Origin of the sequence: Candidatus Pedobacter colombiensis (assembly GCA_029202485.1) — a bacterium.
GTDB classification, from domain to species: Bacteria; Bacteroidota; Bacteroidia; order Sphingobacteriales; family Sphingobacteriaceae; genus Pedobacter; species Pedobacter colombiensis.
This window is the reverse complement of the sequence record CP119313.1, coordinates 1-19,947: the sequence shown is the minus strand read 5'-3', so window position 1 is coordinate 19,947 and position 19,947 is coordinate 1. Positions and strand designations below refer to the sequence as shown.

Annotated in this window: 6 protein-coding genes, 2 tRNA genes and 3 rRNA genes; 1 reads left to right on the top strand and 10 read right to left on the bottom strand. The window is 42.1% G+C overall.

Annotated elements, in window-relative coordinates; genetic code table 11:
- Positions 1-9: 9 nt before the first annotated feature.
- From P0Y49_00055 to P0Y49_00035, 5 genes are read right to left on the bottom strand one after another with little or no spacing between them, the layout of a single operon-like run.
- The gene (locus P0Y49_00055) at positions 10-3,156 is read right to left on the bottom strand and encodes a SusC/RagA family TonB-linked outer membrane protein (protein ID WEK19546.1); all 3,147 of its coding nucleotides are present in this window, start codon (positions 3,154-3,156) and stop codon (positions 10-12) included.
- Between the two features lie 53 nt (positions 3,157-3,209).
- A complete protein-coding gene (locus tag P0Y49_00050; GenBank protein WEK19545.1) occupies positions 3,210-4,253 on the bottom strand; it encodes a DUF5007 domain-containing protein in 1,044 nt (347 codons plus the stop codon).
- Between the two features lie 5 nt (positions 4,254-4,258).
- The gene (locus P0Y49_00045) at positions 4,259-4,930 is read right to left on the bottom strand and encodes a fasciclin domain-containing protein (protein ID WEK19544.1); all 672 of its coding nucleotides are present in this window, start codon (positions 4,928-4,930) and stop codon (positions 4,259-4,261) included.
- A 4-nt stretch (positions 4,931-4,934) separates the two neighbouring features.
- Positions 4,935-6,464, bottom strand: coding sequence for a RagB/SusD family nutrient uptake outer membrane protein (locus P0Y49_00040; GenBank protein WEK19543.1), 1,530 nt, complete (start codon positions 6,462-6,464; stop codon positions 4,935-4,937).
- Positions 6,465-6,475: 11 nt separating this feature from the next.
- Positions 6,476-9,469, bottom strand: a complete 2,994-nt coding sequence (locus P0Y49_00035; GenBank protein ID WEK19542.1) for a SusC/RagA family TonB-linked outer membrane protein — start codon at positions 9,467-9,469, stop codon at positions 6,476-6,478.
- A gap of 266 nt (positions 9,470-9,735) precedes the next feature.
- On the opposite strand from P0Y49_00035, the gene P0Y49_00030 reads away from it, so the two are divergent.
- Positions 9,736-13,827: a two-component regulator propeller domain-containing protein gene (locus tag P0Y49_00030; GenBank protein ID WEK19541.1), complete on the top strand. Its 4,092-nt coding sequence runs from the start codon at positions 9,736-9,738 to the stop codon at positions 13,825-13,827.
- A 399-nt stretch (positions 13,828-14,226) separates the two neighbouring features.
- On the opposite strand, the gene rrf is transcribed toward P0Y49_00030, so the two are convergent.
- The 5 genes from rrf to P0Y49_00005 form a co-directional block, all read right to left on the bottom strand.
- Positions 14,227-14,338, bottom strand: a 5S ribosomal RNA gene (rrf, locus tag P0Y49_00025).
- A 104-nt stretch (positions 14,339-14,442) separates the two neighbouring features.
- Positions 14,443-17,321: ribosomal RNA gene (locus tag P0Y49_00020) — 23S ribosomal RNA — on the bottom strand.
- Between the two features lie 232 nt (positions 17,322-17,553).
- Positions 17,554-17,630: transfer RNA gene (locus tag P0Y49_00015), tRNA-Ala, on the bottom strand.
- A gap of 18 nt (positions 17,631-17,648) precedes the next feature.
- Positions 17,649-17,723: transfer RNA gene (locus P0Y49_00010), tRNA-Ile, on the bottom strand.
- Positions 17,724-17,904: 181 nt separating this feature from the next.
- Positions 17,905-19,426 (bottom strand): 16S ribosomal RNA (locus P0Y49_00005).
- The 16S, 23S and 5S rRNA genes sit together here with 2 tRNA genes alongside, the layout of an rRNA operon.
- Between the last annotated feature and the right edge of the window lie 521 nt (positions 19,427-19,947).

The following is a 19,947-nucleotide window of genomic DNA, read 5'->3' as shown; positions in this document are numbered from 1 at the left end:
AATTTCATTTTAGAACTGTACATTTAAACCAAGTGAGTAGCTGCGTCTGCTTGGATAACCTTTGGAGTTATCGCGCCCCAGATCAGTCACGTTTTCAGGATCAGGCCCCGAGTAATTTGTGAAAGTATACAGGTTGTTCCCTGTACAATAGATCCTCATAGAGGTAATACCTAAGCGCTCTGAGAATTTCCTGTCAAAAGTATAGGCTAGTGTCAGCGTATTGATCTTCAGATAAGACCCATCTTCCTGAAACAAAGTCTGGTCGAAACGAAATGGTTTATAGATGTCATAGCGGGTATAATCATAAGGATTTGGATACATGGCGTTGCTTCCTGTAGTCCTCCAATAATCATATTTATCTAAAGGAACCAGGTTGTTTTGCTTAACCGGGTCAGCAAAATTCTGGAATCGTTCCGCTAAGGCGTTGTTTAAGATGTCTCTTTTAAAAGTATAAGACATATTTAGGTTCATAGAATAGTTCTTATAGGAGAAGAATGAGCTGATCCCTCCGGTAACTTGTGGAAAAGAATTACCTGCAATAACCAGGTCTCGTTCGTCAAGAATATAATCTCCATTAATATCCGCCCAGTGGGGATCTCCTCCCTGGAAAAAAGTAGTATTCTTTCCGTCGGTAGTGCGGTAGCGCATCCCGGTAACCGGATCGACAGCTACATCATCTGTGGTCGCATACACGCCTTTAGTATTATAAAGTACGTTCGACAAGCTGTTTCTACCCAAACGATAAAGAATATTTTGCTTGGTGTTGTCATCCGTAATCATAATAGAGCGCACGCCATCAGGTAGCCTGGTTAATACATCCTTGTTGATCGCTCCATTGAATGAAACCGTCCAGTTCACCTTACTTTCCTTAGCCAGGGGGCGAATGGTTAATGACAACTCATAACCATAATTAACCAAACTAACTTCATTGGTCTTAATGCTCTCAAAAGCATTGTGATCTGCCAATGCTTTAGTTCTTAGCTGGTTATCAACCATTTTATAATAGGTGTCAAAAGTCAGTTGGTACTTTCCATCCAACAAGCCCAATTCTACCCCTGTATTAAACTGAGTGGTAACTGTTGGGGTTAACAACGTATTCGGCAATTGTTTAAAACCGAGGCCAATAGCTTGAGATCCATTATAAGATCCGCTATAATTATAGGCACCAAAAGCATCAAATACGGTACCCGCCGGGACAATATTTTTACCCCAGCTGGTACGTATTGCACCATAATCAACCCATTTTATTTTCTCAAACCATTTTTCCTTGTTGAAGTTCCACTTTACAGCTACAGACGGGTTTTTAGACCACGGTACATCAGGGCCACTGCTCGATAAACCATCCAGACGATAAGAAAGATCTATTACATATTTTTTATCAAAATTGTAAGAGAATGAAGCTGCTATTGCTGCTGATCTTGAATCTGCATAACTGTTTAAAATACCACCCTTAGAATCCGAAGCGTTGAAACCTCCTGGCCCCTGATACTGATCATTTGGTGTACGCATTTGATTAATCACCTGCGCCTGATAACTTCGGATATACATCTCGTTGAAAACAAAGAAGTTTACGTTATGGAAATTATTAAATGTTTCCGTGTAGTTGATCATGTTCCTATTGTACAGCGTACTTCTGCGATCGTTATAAGTATAAAGGCTCGATTTGTTATTATTTAAAATCGCCGGTTTAAAAGTGTCTTCCGTACCTGTGTTGTAATCATAATTTACCGTACTGGTCAACGCCAAAGACTTAATAAACTGATACCTGGCCTCAAGATTGGTTTTTATGTTCCCGGACTTGTTGTTGTTGTCTACAATCATTACTCCGGTTGCATCTCCCGCCCCACTAAATAAGGAAGGTGGTGGTAAGAGTGATGATGCCGAACTTCCACTGGCCACACCACTTTGCTGCACACCATTACCACTCCCCTTTTTACTGATACCCAATGCTGTGGATACGTTCGTAAATAAGCGAAACTTCTCGTTTGGCTGATACAATACGTTCATCCCCAATGAGTATCTGGTTAAGCCTGTATTTTCGACAATACCATTTTCATTGTAATAACCCACATTCACTTTATAGTTGAATTTCTGATCACCTCCTGATGCATTGATATTGTGCGTCTGGTTAAAGGTAGTTCTGTAGAAAATGCTTTGCCAGTCGGTTGAGTTGTTGTAGAACGCATTTAAGCTATCCGCTAAAAAGGGCGTGTTATCGATCAGTTGTCTGCCATCATATAACCCCTTTCCATAATTGTAGATCTGCCACAAACGCATATCACGTTCCGTTTTTCCCCCAATTACCTCTTTCAGTTTTGGTGGAGTATTGACAAAGAAATTGGTGGTATACTGGATGATCGGGGTTTTAGACTTCCCTCTTTTGGTCGTAATTAAAATTACTCCATAAGCGCCCTGAGATCCATATAAGGAAGTTGCCTGTGCATCTTTTAACACCGAAACTTCTTCAATGTCCTCTGGTGGAATCAATGAAAGAGGGCTGATCCCGGGACCACCTTGTGAAAAACCATATTCGTAATTGGAGTTGGCATCTAAAGGCACCCCATCAATTACAAACAAGGGAGAAGTTGGTGTTAAGAAGGCATCACTACCAGACCCTTGTATATCTATACTGGATAAACCACGTACAAAGATCGATCCGCGGGCACCAGGGCTACCGGTATTGTTCTGGATATTTAAACCGGCTACTTTACCTTGCAACAATTCCACCACGTTGGCTACAGGAACATCCTGAAGTGCCTTGCCACTAATGGTAGTGATTGCTCCGGTAGAGACCTCTTTGGTTTTTGCAGAATATCCTACAATTACAACTTTATCTTCGAGGGTGTTGGTTGACTCCTGAAGCACGATACGCATGGTTTGTTTATCGTTTGCTTTTAGTTTTTGTACCTTAAATCCGATATAGCTAAAGGTAAGCTCTGTGTTTTCGGGTACAGTAACCAAAAACGATCCGTTACCAGCGGTAGAGCCTACCGATTTAAGGGGCGTACCCATAGCGATATTTACTCCTGGTAATCCCAGATTAGTTGATTTCTCAAATACAATACCTTTTACGGTTACCATCTTTTGTGCATACACCCTGGTTCCGGAAGTAACCACCAGCGTAAGGAGCAGTAAAAATTTAGAAAGGTACTTCATAGTCCTGTTTTGTTTTAGCGTGTTCAGCTTAAATCTATTTTGATCTGTGTACATCATTCATTTTCGAATCTTGGGTTGTCCCGGTTAAACCAAAAAATGATTTCCCAATCGCCCTGTTGGTAGATGTTGAAGTTGAAAGTAAATCCCCCGATTTCCTTAATACCCCCAAAGCCAAGGCGTTCATAAGCAAAGCCAACACTCGCCTGCCTGCCATCAAGAGAAGTATATTGTGTAGGAATGGATACCAATGGAATTGGATAGGCTACCTTATACCTTACATAGGTATTTGTTTTCTCCATATCGAACCCATGTACCAGTGTATTCCATTTGGTTAGGTTAAACTTATTTGGATTAATTGCGTTGAATACTGAGTCCTGAAAGCGAAAGGTCAGGGAGTTTCCTTCACCGACTTTTCGCATATAAACATTCATATCACCCGGGGATAAGAGGATATTTGTGCGCTCTCCAACCATATTGACCACTGAAGTGGGTGTGATCTGCCTGTTTAAATCAACTCCTGTTATGGGATCTTTAGAGTTTGGTTCAAACGCCCTTTCTTTATAGGGCTGCAGCTTCATATTGTTAAAATACCTGCGACCGCCATTGTTGGTTACCTCCACATCAAAAGTATAACCTGAATCGGGAAGGGATTTTAAAATGCGGTCATTTGCCGCTGCCCACATAATGAATTCCCCCGAATGTTCCCTGATCTCGAACAGTGGATGCTTTTCAATCGTTCTTTTCGCTTCAATCTCTGCCAAAGTTTTCTCTGTCCCTGTATAAGCCTTTTTCCAAACCAATACATCGAAAGGCTTGATCAGCTCGGCCGCAATTAATCCATCGTTATTTCTTGGATTAACAATTCTGAAGGTTAGCGGTAAGGTAGAGCTTTGTGCATCAAAATTATTGGACATTAAGGTTGTGCGTCCCAATACCGGCGTGTATACCGTTTGGGTGAACCGTGCCTCCACGTTAAAGGTATCCCGGTCCGTAGGCAAGAATTTTTTACAGCCCCCCAGTAATCCGATCAGGAAAATTATAGGGATTATGGCCAGTGTATATTTTTTATTTATCATGATCTTGGTAACTGAATTCATAATTGTTATTTATTGAGCCTAAGGGTAAATTCACTAAAACCAAACTCATGTGATGGCGTAAGTACATGAACCACAGCATTGCGGGTAAAGATGTTTACCGCCTGAGTGGTTGTTCTTTGCCACTCTACGATATACTGAGAGCCTTTAACGTCGCTGTATTTGATGGTTTTAGGACCGCCATGTACAAAACCATAAGCATTTGAATTCACCTCCATGGCATGCATCTCGTAATGGTATTTAATGGTATTCATGGATGCACCATCTGTAAGCAATAAGCTGTCTGTAGTGAACTTTCCGCTGATGAAGTACCTGTTCAATAGGATATCCAGCTGAGCCAGATTAGCATTACTTAAGTTTATCAGCGGCTTTTTCTGTGAAACCCGGATGTTATTGAGATTTAACAATGCCAAAGAAAAGCTTCGGTTGGTTGGTGCAAAAACCGTAAAGTTAGACGGCGAACTTAAAGTATCTTTTAGCCAGGTAATGCGATCCACTACTTTTAACAGTGAATCGTATACCCCCGGCTGCGCCTTCAGATACTCGTAAACATTTCCATCAAATTCGTTAACCTGGTTATCGAAATCATAAGCTCCCTTATCCTTTTTGCAGGCGACAACAAATAGCACTGCAGTAAACAGGATTAGCAAACCTTTTATTAACTGTATATTCCTTTTCATATGATTACCTCCAATATTCGTTTTGAACCAATAATGAATTGTTGCGAAGTACATCCTGACCGATTGGCCAGAAAATGCCGTTGGTACTGATTAATTTATTGAACTGCGCATCGTTCTTTTTAATCCGATTATAGCGGACCTGGTCGTACCACCTCCAGCCTTCACCCATGAGTTCTCTTCTACGTTCTTTAAAAATTGCATCAATTACACCTGAAACCGGACCAGTATACCGAGGTAATCCCCTTGAAAGACGTACATCATCTAATGCATCTACTGCTACCCCCATATTGTCCAAAACAGCCATTGATTCGGCATATAACAAGGTAATCTCTTCCAAACGGGTAAAAATGATGGCAGAGCTGAATAGTCCCAGCGAGCCATCTGTTGAAGCGTTGCGAATACACTTAATTTTACTGAAAATGGTATTTGAACTTCCAAATCCGGTAAAATAATCAGTTACTGCCCTACCATTGGCCGGGTTTATAGAGAAACGCTCGTCTTTATCTTCATCAAAAATGGACAGGATGGTCTGGTCAGTCATGTATATTTGAGGAACAGGTCGTACCACAAGCGGTGCCGCCAACGTAAGATCTTCTATGTGTCCGTCGAGACTAGCCTCCCTATCGCTCCAGGCAAAAGGCAATCCAAAGATCTGATTGGTATTTTTATCGTAAAAAAAGCCATCAACCCTGGTCAAAAATGCCGTGTTCATATAACTTGAACCAGCCTTCCCCGCGTTGTCAAGCACAAAACGTGCATAACCCGACGCATCTATATAGCGCTCGTTCCAGGCAGCAATGTGTGCTAAAATAGCATAGGCCGAAACTTTGGTCAACAGTACGCCATTCCAGCCTGCAATTCCCTGTCCGTAATACAAGCCCGGAAAAACCGGATCATATATATCCCCATATTTGTAAGGCAAATCTTTTACTGCTTTTAACAGTTCACTTTCTGCATAAGCCAGTACTTCTTCTTTTGGTGTGCGCTTAGCTCGCTCGAAAGAGCCATCGTTAACAGATTTAATCAATGGCACATCACCCCAAATGCGGGTCATATAGAAATAGGCAAAAGCGCGTAATGCATGCATTTGGGCAATATCGACCTGATAATTTTTTTCAGTATACTGCTTATCCAAAGCCATCACTTCATGTGCACGATCGATAAAAATGCTGGCACTATTGATCACAGCGTAAAACCTGCGCCAGCTGCTTAATGACTGTACGACCGGATATGGCGCATTTAGATTACTGCCTATAATTGCTTTTAAATCCAATCTCGATGTGGCCTGAAAATCACCATTCCGCAATTCACCATAAAGCCAGTGTGCATTGTTATCAGCCATGGCTGCTCTTAGCAAACCATAGGTTCCAAGCAATGCAGAGCGAGTATCAGTAATTGATTTCCAGTTGTTTTTTTCGTTTACCAGGTGTGTTGAATCTATATCCAACTTTTTATTACATCCAGACATCAGCACCGCCAGGATTAATGTTCCTGAAAAAATGCGGAAGAAACTTATTGTTGTATTGAACCTCATATTTTTCATATCTATAAATCAACCTTAATACCTAATATGTATGTCTTTGGCATGGATAATCCGTGACCGGTATCGATGCCGGTATAGCCCACAACTTCCGGATCGCCTCCTGTATATGGGGTAATGGTGAATAAGTTGGTAGCAGTCATGTAAACCAAAAATTTGTTTTGTGCTCTTTTTCTTGGATTTAAGAAACTAAGTCTGGCTAAATCATAGCTCAAGGATACAGAACGAAGCTTTAGATATGAACCGTTTTCAATGAATATATCCTGATCAGGACGGTAGGACTGCACAGCACTCCACGGATTGTATACCGGATATTTTGAGGCATCGAAATCGGTTTGCCAAAAAGTAATCTCATCTACAGCTGCAATGTCGTTCTTCCCTTTTCTGTTGATGAAGTCGAAGCGGTTGGCAACAGCCTGATTTAGGATATTGCGTCCAAGGGCAAAGTAAAGATTGAAGTTCAATCCAAAACTGCCATAATTAAACTGGTTGGAGAAGTTCCCCGTAAACTTTGGAATGTAATTGCCTAACGGTACTTTATCCGCTTCATTAATGGTATAATCACCATTCAAGTCTTTCCATCTTGGGTCTCCACCATGGAATGGCAATCCTTTGTAGTTAAAAATCTGAAAGGTTTTAGGATCTACAGGTACTTCTATATCCGAATTAAATACACCATCGGTTTGCAGTACCCAGAATTTATCTATGGCCTGCCCTACTACCAGCTTTTGTGTTCCGATAAGGATCTCTGAGATTCCTCCTGGCAGGGCTTTCAATTTGTTTTTATTATAAGCAGCATTGAAACTACTCGTCCAGCTCAATTGACCTTTTCTTCCTTTCAATACTTCGGCTTGCAAAATTAGTTCGGCGCCACTGTTGTTGACATCCATTCCACTTTGGTAAGCCGCTGCATAACCCGACTCGGCATTTACCGGCATAGGCAACAACATACGGTTGTTATTTTTAGAATAGAGCTCGAACCGCGTTTGTAAACGGTCGTTAAAGAAGCCTGCATCTATACCCACATTTGTTTCCTGCACATAAGACCATGGGATATCATAGCCAATCCATCCTGTGGTATATGGTCTGGATAAAGTCCCGAACCCTCCATAAGAATAGAATGCAGGATTTCCAGACCAGCCCAGATCTACATTGTACTGTGGCCCTGCGGCAAAATGATCATTTGAAATCAGATTCCCTATACGACTCCAGGACGCAGAAAGCAATAATTTAGAAAAAGTAGAATTGTCTTTTAACAAGGCATTTTTCAGGTTATAATCTGCGCTGATGGCTGGCGAAAAGAACCAGCGCGCACTCGGCTGCATATTAGAAGAACCATCAGTACGAGCTACGACCGTAAAGCTTAAATCATCCTTAAAATTGTATGTGGCTCTCGCATACAATGAGCTCAGGTTAGATTTCTGACGATCGGTAAATCTCGACACAATAAAATCCTTAGGAAGTAGGTACTGATCGCTTTTAGGATCTCCATTTACCACGTTAATCTTGATGTAATCACTTGATCCTTTATAGCCAAATGCATAATTGTATTTGTTCACATCAGCCTGGAAGGAATGCCCTGCTTCTAAGTTTAAACTGTGTTGCTCGTTAAAGTGATATTTGTACCTCAATACATTATCAATCACCACACGTTGGTTGTAGCCAAAATAATTAGACACAAAATTGTTCCCATCAAACATGGTTGAAGGATAAAACACATCGCGCAATCCTTCATTGTAATCGAACCCAATACGGGAAATAAAATCAATATCTTTTATTTTGGCATTTAGAGAAAAGTAGCCCTGAACTGAGTTGATTTTGTTCTTATCTATCGCCCTGTTTTTATACTCGTCCAGCAAACTGCCGTAAATAAGTTTATTCGGTGAGATTGGACTAGATAAGTCAGGAACATATTGCATTTCAGCAAAACGATCTCTGAATGACTTATTCCTGTTGCGATCAAGTCTTGTGGCATTGATCATACTGGAAACTGTAAGCCACTTTAATGGCAGCATATTGATAAAGAAGGAGGCTACATATTTATCGAGCTTCGTATCATCCGCATTCCCTGCACTTTGCGTATTTCCTGCGAAAAAGCGGAAATTAGAGCGGTTTGTTCCTCCTGTGATACTTCCGTTGATGTTATGTACAGGGCTATTTTTGTAATAAAGATCTGTCCAGTTTGAAGGGCCGTAATAGTTTTCGTTGGTGGCATCTCTCAGATACGCCGGATAATTATCCATATCCGTTGGACTGGCGAACTTCCTATAAAACGGCATCCTAAAATCATTTTCGTTTTTAGCATTGGCAGGTATAACCTGATCTTTCTGTACCATTCCATAATAGCTGTTGAAGCTGATTTGATTTAATCCTTCCTGTGCATTTTTGGTGGTGATAAAGATCGCCCCATTGGCTGCCCTTGGCCCATAAACGGCTGCGGCTGCCCCACCCTTAATGACATTGATGGATTCTACATTATCCAGATCAATCGTGGAAAGCAGGTCAGTTGCGGGACCAATAGGTAGGTAATCAAACCGCTGTACATCAAACATCAGTGGATTGTCCTGAATCAGCGGAATGCCATTCAGATATACGGTAGGCTGAACCTGATAGATGTCTTTTCTTGATAAGAGCGGCATTGGCAAACCCCTGATCATCATACTTTGTTCTGAGGTACCAGGTTCGCCACTGGTTTCCTGTACGTATACGCCAGCGACATTACCTTTAAGCATCTGCTGAAGGGAGCTAAAGGGAAACAGGCCAAGTTGTTTTAATGGCAATGAATCAACGTTCTTTACTGATACAAAGCGCCTTAATTTTACGCTTCCGGAATCCGCTGCCACCGTATCCTTATCGGAACGGCTTGTAGTATCCTGAAAAAATACAAAGCTACTTCGGTTTAAGGTATTAAAGCCGAAGCTACTTAGCGGAAACCCAAGACCAACAAGAAAAAAAGACACAAGGATACATTGACAAGGGATTAGTCGATGTTTATTCATACATGTTTGGTTTAGGTATTAATTTAGTTTTGTTTGTCACAACAGTTATATACTTATTAAAGCTGGTTAATGCTTTCCAGTCTGTTTTGCACTAAATATGATTTAGTATACAGCCTTTAGAATATTACATTGTTGAGACACTCAAAACTGTAATTATATTTGTTCAAAAAAGATGAATATTCTAAAAAAAAGGGTAGAAAAATCATTAAGAAACCGAGATATTTCTATCTTTAGCGCTGATAAATAGACAATAACAAGAAATTCCTATGAAAATTATTAAATGGAGATTGATTAATTTATGCATTTCCATTCTTGTACTTTTTCATTCCACTCAAGCACAAAATCCCGTTACTTTTAGCAACTATACCATTGAAAATGGGCTATCCCAAAATTCAGTGATATCAATTACCCAGGATAAATCTGACTTTATGTGGTTCGGCACCCGACAGGGATTAAACCGATATGATGGCTATCAGTTTAAAAGCTATATAAATCATCCGGCAGACAGGAATAGTCTTTCTAATAATGAAGTCCAGGCTATGCTTACGGATTCGGAAGGCACCTTATGGGTAGGAACGGCGAACGGACTGAATAGATATGATTCCAAGACAGATACCTTTATACAAATCCATACCCGTTCCAAAAAAGGCGTAAACAGTGGAGGGATTGAGTGCCTTTATGAAGACCCTGACAAAAATTTATGGGTAGGGACTTTACGTGGACTCAATTTATTAACAGACAAAAGCAAAAACACTTTTAAAGCTTTCCAGTTTAAGGGAATAAAAGATGATGGCATCTACACTGTATACGCCATTTTTAAAGATTCCCGTGGCAATTTATGGATTGGAACCGACAGCGGATTATTATGCATGTCCCTAAAAAATGGCCGCTATCAATATGAACGTTTTAAATATGGTGCTGAAAATAAATCGGGGATCAGTTCAAATTACATCACCTGCATCAATGCTGATGCTCAGCAAAATTTATGGATAGGGACGAGTAATGGCGTATGCTTGTTTAATTATGCTACCAAATCTTTTACCGTCTATGGACATGACAATAAAAACCCCAACTCTATTGTTCACAATGACATTAGGACAATCACCCGAGATCAACAGGGTATGCTCTGGATTGGCACTCAGGAAGGTTTAAGTATTTTAGATCCGGTAAGTAAAAAGTTTACCAATTACCAACATGATCCTGAGTTGAAAAATAGCATCAGCCACAATTCTGTCCATAGTATTTATCAGGACGTTAATAAAACCATGTGGGTGGGCACTTACTTTGGGGGCGTTAATTATAGCCACCTGATTTCTACAAGGTTTAAAACTTATCAGAATAGCAAGTTAAAGTCCAGCATCAGTAGCAACATCGTCAGCTCTATTGTAGAGGATGAGCACAACAACTTGTGGATTGGGACTGAAGGTGGTGGCTTAGATTATCTGGATAGCAAGACAAATAATTATACGATCTACAAAACAAATCCTAAGGATCCAACAAGCATCACTTCTAACCTTGTAAAAATCATGTGCAAGGAGAATTCTGGCAAGGGTGAGCTTATTATTGGTACACATTATGGTGGGTTAAATATTTTTAATCCCAAAACAGGGCAGTTTAAGCATATTCTTAATGTAAAAGATGCCAAAAACACGATTGGTACTGCCGAAATTCTGGCTTTGAGACAGGATAGTTATGGGACAATATGGATTGGGTCAAGAAATGGATTAACCATTTTAAGAAGGCAGAATGGAACCTTTCCTGATCACACCACAAAAAGTGTTTTAGACAAATATTTCAAAAGTAAAAAAGGTGTACAGGTTCTTTTTGAAGACGGCAACAAAAAACTTTGGCTGGGAACATCTGCGGGTTTATACCGATATAATTTTAGCTCCCGAATTTTAACACCGTTTACCAAAAAGGAGAATGACAGTACCAGATTGCAATCTGATTATATCAACTGTGTGGTTCAAACAACTAAAGGTTTAATCTGTGTAGGTACTTATTTTGGCGGTATCAGTGTTTATAATGAGCAGACAAACCATTTTAAAACCTATATGGAAGTAGATGGTCTGGCCAATAACAATGTGCTTGGAATTGTTGAGGATGGCTCAGGCAATTTATGGATCAGTACGGCTAATGGCTTATCAGAATTAAATTTAAACACCGGGAAGTTTAGAAATTATACCAGGAGTGATGGCCTGGCAGGAAATGAGTTTAATGCCCGTTCTTACTTTAAAGACAGTAAAGGGGAGATCTTTTTAGGGGGATTAAATGGTTTAACCTCTTTTCATCCCAAAGAAATTGAAACGAACAAATATAAAGCACCGGTTGTTTTTACGGGTTTAAAATTATTTAATCAGCCGATAGAGGTTGGCGGGCCTGATCAGCTTTTAAAGCAGCAAATTCTGAGCACTAAAGAAATTACCTTTAAACATGATCAAAACCATTTTACATTAGGCTTCGCCTTATTAAATTATATCAAACCCGACAAAAATAAATATGCTTACAAATTAGAGGGCTATGATGAACAATGGAACTATACAAATAATCCCAGTGCTATCTATACCAATTTACCTTCGGGCAGCTACCATTTTATAGTTAAGGGGCTCAATAATGATGGAATACCGGGGAGCAATCAGGCCGGCATCAATATAAAAATCCTCCCCCCTATATGGGCCAGCTGGTGGGCTTATGTATTTTATGCGCTGCTGTTTTCTGTGATTTTGTTCCTTACAGTAAGGTATCTTTTTATCCGGGCATTGTTAAAAAGGTCGGAGGATGTACAAAAGATGAAATTGAACTTCTTCACTTACATATCACATGAAATACGTACTCCTCTAACCTTAATTCTTGGTCCGCTTGAGCATCTGTTAAAAACTACGAAGGATAATCCTGAAATTAACAAGCAGGTACTTCCTATTAAAAACAACGCAGACCGACTAATGAGGCTCATCACAGAGCTAATGGACTTTAGGAAGGTAGAGACCGGCAACTTAAAATTACATGTGAGCAGCGGCAATATTATTGAGTTTACACAGGAAATTTTCCATGCTTTCCAGCATCTGGCTGATACCCGGGCTATTCATTATATATTTGACCATAAACAGGAATATATAGAACTGCATTTTGATAAGGTTCAACTTGAAAAAGTACTATTTAACCTGCTTTCCAATGCTTTTAAATTTACAGGTGGCCATGGTAGCATCCAGGTTTCTATAGAAGAAACGGTTCAGGAAGTGGTCCTAAAAGTTAGAGATAATGGAAAAGGTATCCCTCTGGAGAGTCAGCAAAAGCTATTTAGCGACTTCTTTCAGGTTGATGAGCGGGGATCAGGACACATCGGTTCCGGTATAGGTCTGGCGCTATCTAAAAGTATTGTAGAATCTCATCACGGAAGTATAGGGATTGAGAGTAATCCGGCAACAGCCACTCAGCCTGGTGATACCTGCTTTACCTTAACGCTTAAAAAGGGAAAAAGCCACTTTAAAAACAATGAGTTTACAGATGATCAATATCACCATTCGGGAAATACAATATATACTGTACCTGTAGCGATCTCTAATCTTGAAGCGGAAACGAAAATTACCCATGGAGAAACGATTTTAATTGTTGAAGACAATCCCGAGATCAGACAAATGCTAATGGGTTTGTTAGGGACCGACTATCGGCTTAATGAAACTGCAGATGGATTGGATGGTTGGGAAACGGCTGTTGAGTTGCTCCCGGATTTGATTATTTGTGATGTGATGATGCCAGTAATGGATGGGCTGGAACTGTGTAAAAAACTAAAAACTGATGAACGGACCAGCCATATTCCTGTCATTCTGCTCACTGCAAAATCCTCTCAGATTCATCAGGTAGATGGATTGGAGACTGGGGCCGATTGCTATATCACCAAACCCTTCAACATTGACTTGCTGAAACTGAACATCAGAAATCTCTTACAATCGAGAGCAACGATGCGACAGAAATTTAGTAAAGAGGTAAACCTCCAACCTCAAAACATTACGGTTAGCACTGTAGAACATGCTTTTATGATTAAAATAGTGCAATATATAGAGGATCACATGTCTGAACAAGATTTTAATGTTCCGGAGTTGGCCGCGAATATCGGCATGAGCCAACCTGTATTGTATAAAAAAATCAGGGCGATTACGGATCTCTCTGTAAATGATTTTATAAAAACGATCCGATTAAAAAAGGCTGCCCAACTGTTTGCTCAAAAAACATACAATGTATCAGAAGTTTCGTACCTGGTTGGTTTTAACGACCCTAAATACTTTAGCCGGGAATTTAAAAAACAGTTTGGACATACACCAAAAGCTTATGTAAATTCTTTAACAGAACAGGAATCATAACAAGCTCTAATAAAATCCGATATATCCAGTAAGAATAGATATCATGCGCAGCTAAGGTTAACAAAGAGTTACCGGGTCCCATCATAAAGGATATGCAGTCAAATTTGGTATATAAAGCTGTGCAGCCAGAAACCAGCAGACAAAGCGATAATTGAAAGCACACACAATAGATGGCTTTAGAAGCCCTTTAAATTAATTTTGGGGAGATATAGCAAAAACAGGAACTTAATTGATTTAAAGACCGGAAAAGCCTTCTGGCCTAACATTCTCAAACTAATACCTGAATCATATACCTGGGGTTATGTTAAAGCCATAAACTCTTTATGTCTTAAAAAAAGTTTATGAAAATGTTATAAAACAAGAAAAGCCTTTCAGTTTCCTGAAAGGCTTTCTTTTAAGATTTGGCACCGACCTACTCTCCCACGTGTTACCGCAGTACCATCGGCTCTGGTGGGCTTAACTTCTCTGTTCGGAATGGGAAGAGGTGGACACCACCGATATAGGCACCTAAATATTTTTAAATATCTAGTTATATATCTTTCGATTAATTAAACTAAACAAATGACATATTATTGAAAGAAGTTAAGTTTTGAAGAACAAACAACAGTGTTCTGCTCTTGAAAGCTTCGGATGATTAGTATTACTCGACTTTGATCTCACAACCTTTACATCTGTAACCTATCAACGTAGTAGTCTGCTACGGTCCTATATGGAATTCTCATCTCGTGGCTAGTTTCGCACTTAGATGCTTTCAGCGCTTATCTATTCCCAGCGTAGCTACTCTGCAATGCCCCTGGCGGAACAACAGATTCACTAGAGGCTAGTCCAACCCGGTCCTCTCGTACTAAGGTCAGCCCCACTCAAAATTCCTACGCCCACAACAGATAGGGACCGAACTGTCTCGCGACGTTCTGAACCCAGCTCGCGTGCCACTTTAATCGGCGAACAGCCGAACCCTTGGGACCTTCTCCAGCCCCAGGATGTGACGAGCCGACATCGAGGTGCCAAACCTCCCCGTCGATATGAGCTCTTGGGGGAGATCAGCCTGTTATCCCCAGCGTACCTTTTATCCTTTGAGCGATGGCCCTTCCATGCAGAACCACCGGATCACTATATCCGTCTTTCGACCCTGCTCGGCTTGTTTGCCTCACAGTCAAGCAAGCTTATGCTATTGCACTCCTCATACGGTTACCAAGCGTATTGAGCTTACCTTTGAAAGCCTCCGTTACCTTTTTGGAGGCGACCACCCCAGTCAAACTACCCATCAAACAATGTCCTTAGCTGTGCCAAGTTAGACACCGAATACAGAAAGGGTGGTATTTCAACGTTGACTCCACAACACCTGGCGATGCCGCTTCATAGTCTCCCACCTATCCTACACATCCTGTATCCAATGTCAATGTTAAATTGTAGTGAAGGTGCATGGGGTCTTTCCGTCCCGTTGCGGGTACCCGGCGTCTTCACCGGGACCACAATTTCACCGAGCTCATGGCTGAGACAGCGCCCAGATCGTTACACCATTCGTGCAGGTCGGAACTTACCCGACAAGGAATTTCGCTACCTTAGGACCGTTATAGTTACGGCCGCCGTTTACTGGGGCTTCGATTCAATGCTTCTCATTGCTGATGACATCCCCTCTTAACCTTCCAGCACCGGGCAGGTGTCAGGCCTTATACTTCATCTTTCGATTTTGCAAAGCCATGTGTTTTTGTTAAACAGTCGCCTGGGCCTTTTCACTGCGGCTGATATTGCTACCAGCGCCCCTTCTCCCGAAGTTACAGGGCCATTTTGCCGAGTTCCTTAGCCATGATTCACTCGAGCGCCTTAGAATTCTCTTCCCGGATACCTGTGTCGGTTTGCGGTACGGGTTTTTATAACCTGAAGCTTAGCGGTTTTTCTTGGAAGTCTGATTACCTGCACTATCCACGCCCCCGAAGGTTTGCGGTACTATCAGCGTTCAGCTAGACCGGCGGATTTGCCTACCAGTCCATTACCTACAGCCTTCAACGATCTATTCCGTCAGATCGCGGCAGTGTCACTACTCCGTCCCCACATCGCAGTTATAAAAAGTACGGAAATATTAATCCGTTGTCCATCGAATATCCCCTTCGGGTTCTCCTTAGGCCCCGACTAACCCTGATCCGATTAGCGTTGATCAGGAAACCTTATCCTTTCGGCGGGCAGGTTTCTCGCCTGCCTTATCGTTACTTATGCCTACATTTGCTTTTCCAGAAGCTCCAGCACAACTTACGTCATACCTTCGCTGCCGCTGGAATGCTCCCCTACCGTAATATTAATATTACCCATAGCTTCGGTGTACAATTTTATGCCCGTTTATTATCCATGCCCGATCGCTCGACTAGTGAGCTGTTACGCACTCTTTAAATGAATGGCTGCTTCCAAGCCAACATCCTAGCTGTCTATGCAATCGGACCTCGTTAGTTCAACTTAACTGTAACTTGGGGACCTTAGCTGATGGTCTGGGTTCTTTCCCTCTCGGCGCGTGACCTTAGCACCCCGCGCCTCACTGCCGTGTATATTAAATAGCATTCGGAGTTTGTCTGGATTTGGTAGGATTTGACTCCCCCGCACCCAATCAGTAGCTCTACCTCTATTTAACTTCACCACGACGCTGTTCCTAAAAACATTTCGGGGAGTACGAGCTATTTCCCAGTTTGATTAGCCTTTCACCCCTACCCACAGATCATCCGGAAACTTTTCAACGTTTATCGGTTCGGTCCTCCAGTACGTGTTACCGCACCTTCAACCTGTCCATGGGTAGATCACAAGGTTTCGCGTCTACCTCCCCTGACTATACGCCCTATTCAGACTCGCTTTCGCTTCGGATCCGTGTCTGAAACACTTAACCTTGCCAGAGAAGAGTAACTCGTAGGCTCATTATGCAAAAGGCACGCCGTCACGCCACCTGGACGCTCCGACCGCTTGTAAGCACACAGTTTCAGGTTCTATTTCACTCCCCTGTTCGGGGTTCTTTTCACCTTTCCCTCACGGTACTGGTTCACTATCGGTCTCTCAGGAGTATTTAGCCTTACCGGATGGTGCCGGCTGATTCCCACAAGGCGTCTCCGACCTCGCGGTACTCAGGATGCTACTAGACTAATGGTACTTACGTGTACGAGGCTATCACTCTATATTGCCAGGCTTCCCATCCTGTTCCACTTCATTGCATTATAATCATATCGTAGTCCTACAACCCCAGTCATGCCGTAACATTACTGGTTTGGGCTCTTTCCCTTTCGCTCGCCACTACTCAGGAAATCATTATTATTTTCTCTTCCTCTGCTTACTTAGATGTTTCAGTTCGGCAGGTTTGCGTACATTGTACAACTAGTCTTCAACTAGCTAGGTTTCCCCATTCAGAAATCTCCGGATCAATTCATATTTGCTAATCCCCGAAGCTTATCGCAGCTTATCACGTCTTTCATCGCCTCTGAGAGCCAAGGCATCCCCTGTGTGCTCTTAATTACTTTCTTCTCTCCATACCCTTTTGCGCATATGGAAATGCTTTTTTGATTGTTGTTAAACCTTCAGTTTACTGAATGCAATTGCTTGCGCTCAGTATTCTTCCAATCAAACAACGTCTCTATTGTTGTTTGCTCTTCTTTTTTAACTTCTTCCAATATGTCAAAGAACTTTTCTATCCCGGGTCACTTTCCTTTTGGGTTGGTTTCCTATTTATGTGCCTTTTGTATTAGGCACCGGTGATGGTGGAGAATAACGGAGTCGAACCGTTGACCTCCTGCGTGCAAGGCAGGCGCTCTAGCCAGCTGAGCTAATCCCCCTTAAGATTAATCTTAATGTAGTCCCGAGCAGATTTGAACTGCTGACCCCTACATTATCAGTGTAGTGCTCTAACCAAACTGAGCTACGGGACTAGATATTCGTAAGTAAGGTTTATGAGTACTGATTTCTCATTTCACAAATCTTCTTGCCTACTCATGTCCCCTTTCTTCAGTATGGAGCACTAAACGATGCTTCATCCTATGGGTTTTTCTTTTTTGAGATCTTATCGTCATTTATATCATTTAGCATAGCGAGTAGTCAAAACTACTCCAGAAAGGAGGTATTCCAGCCGCACCTTCCGGTACGGCTACCTTGTTACGACTTAGCCCCAGTTATCGGTTTTACCCTAGGACGCTCCTTGCGGTTACATACTTTAGGTACCCCCAACTTCCATGGCTTGACGGGCGGTGTGTACAAGGCCCGGGAACGTATTCACCGCGTCATTGCTGATACGCGATTACTAGCGAATCCAACTTCAAGAGGTCGAGTTGCAGACCTCTATCCGAACTGTGAATGGCTTTTTGAGATTCGCTTGCTGTTGCCAGCTTGCTGCCCTCTGTACCATCCATTGTAGCACGTGTGTAGCCCCGGACGTAAGGGCCATGATGACTTGACGTCGTCCCCTCCTTCCTCTCTGTTTGCACAGGCAGTCTGTTTAGAGTCCCCACCTTAACGTGCTGGCAACTAAACATAGGGGTTGCGCTCGTTGCGGGACTTAACCCAACACCTCACGGCACGAGCTGACGACAGCCATGCAGCACCTAGTTTCGTGTGATTGCTCACTCATCTATCTCTAAATGATTCACTAACTTTCAAGCCCGGGTAAGGTTCCTCGCGTATCATCGAATTAAACCACATGCTCCTCCGCTTGTGCGGGCCCCCGTCAATTCCTTTGAGTTTCACCCTTGCGGGCGTACTCCCCAGGTGGAATACTTAACGCTTTCGCTTAGCCGCTAACTGTATATCGCTAACAGCGAGTATTCATCGTTTAGGGCGTGGACTACCAGGGTATCTAATCCTGTTTGATCCCCACGCTTTCGTGCCTCAGCGTCAATCACACCATAGTAAGCTGCCTTCGCAATCGGTGTTCTGTGACATATCTATGCATTTCACCGCTACTTGTCACATTCCGCCTACCTCTAGTGTATTCAAGCTCATCAGTATCAAGGGCACTGCGATGGTTGAGCCACCGTCTTTCACCCCTGACTTAATAAGCCGCCTACGCACCCTTTAAACCCAATAAATCCGGATAACGCTTGGATCCTCCGTATTACCGCGGCTGCTGGCACGGAGTTAGCCGATCCTTATTCCTTCGGTACATTCAGCTTATTACACGTAATAAGGTTTATTCCCGAATAAAAGCAGTTTACGACCCAGAGGGCTGTCTTCCTGCACGCGGCATGGCTGGTTCAGAGTTCCCTCCATTGACCAATATTCCTTACTGCTGCCTCCCGTAGGAGTCTGGTCCGTGTCTCAGTACCAGTGTGGGGGGCCATCCTCTCAGATCCCCTAGTCATCGTCGCCTTGGTGGGCCGTTACCCCGCCAACTAGCTAATGACACGCATGCCCATCTTAATCCTATAAATATTTGATCATTACACAATGCTGTGCTGTGATTTTATGCGGTGTTAATCCGAATTTCTTCGGGCTATCCCCCTGATTAAGGTAGGTTGCATACGCGTTACGCACCCGTGCGCCACTTTCATAAGGAGCAAGCTCCTTAATCTCGTTCGACTTGCATGTATTAGGCCTGCCGCTAGCGTTCATCCTGAGCCAGGATCAAACTCTCCATTGTAAAATGTTTTGTTTGAACGCTGACCATTCTTAACTTGTATTAATAATAGTCTTATTCTAATTATATATTGTCTAGTTAGATTCTGACTTGAAAAAATAGCTTCGGTCTCATGTACTTTGAAATCGTACTATCTTACCTCGCTACGCTTTATAAATGACATCTCTTTAATGAACTTCTCGAATCGCCTCGCGGGTCATCTCTATATTTCTTCGTTTCCTATTCTCTGTTTCGTCCTGGTCTTAATGTTCCTGGTTTCAGTTTCGAATCTTCAACGTTTCAATCTTTTTTATTTCGTTAGCAAACTCCGTTTGGTAACTCCCGTTCTGTTTGGGATTGCAAAGGTAGAAATCTTTTTAGCATTGTCAAACTTTTTGTTAAAGTTTTTTCTTTTATTTTCCGAGCTCTTTAAACACTCTAAAAGAAATACCAATCTCTACTTTCAGCTCCTCAAATCAACCTTCTTCCTTATCCTTCTCACTGTTTCCCTTCCTCCGAAGCGGGTTGCAAAAGTAGGAAAATTA

Excerpts from the sequence above, each read along its gene's own strand:
- P0Y49_00055 (WEK19546.1), bottom strand. The coding sequence starts at position 3,156 with ATGAAGTACCTTTCTAAATTTTTACTGCTCCTTACGCTGGTGGTTACT.
- P0Y49_00050 (WEK19545.1), bottom strand. The coding sequence starts at position 4,253 with ATGAATTCAGTTACCAAGATCATGATAAATAAAAAATATACACTGGCC.
- P0Y49_00045 (WEK19544.1), bottom strand. The coding sequence starts at position 4,930 with ATGAAAAGGAATATACAGTTAATAAAAGGTTTGCTAATCCTGTTTACT.
- P0Y49_00040 (WEK19543.1), bottom strand. The coding sequence starts at position 6,464 with ATGAGGTTCAATACAACAATAAGTTTCTTCCGCATTTTTTCAGGAACA.
- P0Y49_00035 (WEK19542.1), bottom strand. The coding sequence starts at position 9,469 with ATGAATAAACATCGACTAATCCCTTGTCAATGTATCCTTGTGTCTTTT.
- P0Y49_00030 (WEK19541.1), top strand. The coding sequence starts at position 9,736 with ATGAAAATTATTAAATGGAGATTGATTAATTTATGCATTTCCATTCTT.